2 protein-coding genes are annotated in these 1,759 nt (G+C 63.1%); both read right to left on the bottom strand.

Annotated features, from left to right (window positions below; translation table 11 throughout):
- Positions 1 to 200: 200 nt before the first annotated feature.
- A complete protein-coding gene (locus tag BMZ48_RS13100; RefSeq protein ID WP_200769634.1) occupies positions 201 to 362 on the bottom strand; it encodes a hypothetical protein in 162 nt (53 codons plus the stop codon).
- Between the two features lie 87 nt (positions 363 to 449).
- Positions 450 to 1,577 carry an ADP-ribosylglycohydrolase family protein gene (locus tag BMZ48_RS12815; protein ID WP_436198151.1) on the bottom strand — a complete coding sequence of 376 codons (1,128 nt, stop codon included), beginning with the start codon at positions 1,575 to 1,577 and terminating at the stop codon, positions 450 to 452.
- Between the last annotated feature and the right edge of the window lie 182 nt (positions 1,578 to 1,759).

Genomic DNA, 1,759 nt, shown 5'->3' with positions numbered 1-1,759 from the left:
GCGCTCCCCGACCTCCGGTGAATACCGCGTCTACTCCTTGCTCATCGCTCCATCCTCTCAAAGACTGGAGCCTCCGAGAAAGCCGGGGCGGTTCAAACCCTTGGTGAACACCCTCCATCTGCGCTGCAACCATCGGGTTCGGCGTGCTGCGTGGTTGCGTAACTTGGCCTCACGCCGTTTCGGCCCCTCGTAGTCGCCACTCATCTTCTCGGCGCAGACGAGCCGACTTCGAAGTTCTCATCCAGATCCGGGTGCTCCACGATGTGGACGTAGCGGATCTTCTCGTTGCCGCACATCGGGCAGGTCGCGTAATCGGTTTCGTCCGCCGACTCGCCGTCGGCCCGCAGGTCGACCACATCCACGCAGTGCCATCCTTATATGGGGCACGTTATATGGGGCACGCCCGGCTCTGGTCCCATCGATTTCCGCTCATGCCAGTGCACTCCATCTCAGAATCCAGGGTACTTCCGCCAGATCCGCTGATTCAGCTCTTCGTTATCGCTGTACTCGCCGATCGCCCAATCCTTGAAGGCGTAGAGGTCTTCCGCCAATTCGGCGATGACGTCGCGCAGCTCCAGCGGCTCCAGCCACTCGGCAGGGATCGCCTTCACGCCGTGCATCGTGCCCAGCAGATTGCCGACGATTGCGCCCGTCGAGTCGGAGTCGCCATCGTGGTTCACCGCCAGAATCACGCCATCCTTGAAATTGCGGGCGACCAGCGCGCAATAGATGGAGATCGACAGGGCCTCCTCGGCGACCCAGCCCTGGCCCAGCCGGGCAATGGCCTCTTCATGCGGCAAACCGGAATCGGCCAACTCCTCAGCCATCTCGATCGCCCGCAGCGTCTCTTCGTGGTGGGGCTCGGCTCGCAGGATGAGTTTGGCGGCGGCCAATGCCTCGCGCAGCGACGCGCCATCGCTCAACGCCAGGATCAGCACCGCCAGCACACCACCGGTCAGGGCTCCGGTCGGGTGGCCATGGGTCAGCGCAGCCAACTCGGTACCCAGCCGGAAGGTGTCTTGAGGGGATTCGTACTGACGCATGCGCCAGGCGAACAGACCGACCGGCGCAACCCGCATGACGCCGCCGCAGCCCTTGCTGTTGTTGCGGGCCGGTTCTCCGAGGGAGCTCATCGCGCGCAGGGCCGATAGGCAGGTGTTGCCCGGTGCCCGACGGCTGTGCAGCTGACGCTGCTGAAACAGCCAGCCAGGCTCATCGGTGCCGAAGTCGATGTCGCAGGTCGGACGTTCGCCTTGGGTTTGCAGCCAGCGCAAGTAGGCGTGGGCCGTAATCCTGGAATAGTTCGTGATGCCTTTGAAGCAGCCGCGTACCCAGCCTCGGATCAGGCCCTCGGCGGTGAACAAGGTCATCTGCGTGTCGTCGGTGATCGTCCCAAGACCACCATAAGCCGGCGCGTATTGGGTGATGCCCTTCGGGCCGAAGCGATGCAGAATCTCGGCCCGCTTCATGAATTCCACCGGTGCGCCCAGGGCATCACCCACTGCGCCTCCGAGTAGGCAGCCCAGAAACCGCCCCTGAACCGTGCGCTTTTGCTGGCGCTTGCGGCGCCAGGCCAGTGCTGCCGCTGTCTCGAACTCTTGACCTGCCCCCACGAATAGTGCCGATGCGTAGTTAGTAGAGCCTTTTGGTTTGATGTTACCCGGGTTCCTCGTTTGATGCGTCATCGGTCGGGTGATTCCGATGACGTGCAGCAATCTCTGCTGGGGTGCAGTAGCCGATGGCGCTGTGTGGTCGTGCC

This window comes from Fontimonas thermophila (genome assembly GCF_900113085.1).
Lineage (GTDB): Bacteria > Pseudomonadota > Gammaproteobacteria > Nevskiales > Nevskiaceae > Solimonas > Solimonas thermophila.
The sequence above is the reverse complement of the archived record's forward strand: the minus strand, read 5'-3'. Positions and strand labels throughout refer to the sequence as shown.